General features: G+C 44.7%; 1 protein-coding gene. It reads left to right on the top strand.

What is annotated here, in order from left to right; translation table 11 throughout:
- Nucleotides 1-8: 8 nt before the first annotated feature.
- A partial coding sequence (locus ACSLUH_RS19520) for an EamA family transporter (RefSeq protein ID WP_448570082.1) occupies nt 9-488 on the top strand: 480 nt, incomplete at its 3' end.

Here is a 488-nt window from a genome sequence, read left to right as displayed (position 1 = left end):
AGAAAGAGATGGCATCAAAACGTAAGGTCACAGGTGCAATTACAGCACTGGCAGCGCTATTGATTTTGGTTTCCGCCACCAATGGCAATATAACTCTTCAAGGCCTAGTTTTCATTATGATTGCCGCTATGTGTTGGACGATCATGGGTATGATCGTGAAAGCATCCAAAACTATTCAAGCTTTTGCCTTTAATGTTTGGGGCATGTTATTTGCGCCAATTCCGTTGGTACTGTTTGCGGTCAGTCTGCATGGTCCGAGTATTGTAACCCATGCCTTTGAAGTTTGGGATACCAGCACAACCATCGCCGTTGTCTTTCAAGCATACCCAACCACGCTGTTTGGTTACTGGGTATGGAACCTTATGCTGATCCGCTACCCTCTTAGCATGACAGCACCACTGACTTTACTTGTTCCTGTATTTGCGCTGATATCAGGCTACTTCATGTATGACGAAATGCTAAGCCTTGCTCAAATAATTGCTTGTGTG

The sequence above is a fragment of the Thalassotalea ganghwensis genome (assembly GCF_053485795.1).
Note: the sequence above shows the minus strand (reverse complement) of the source record. Positions and strands in the feature narration are given on the sequence as shown.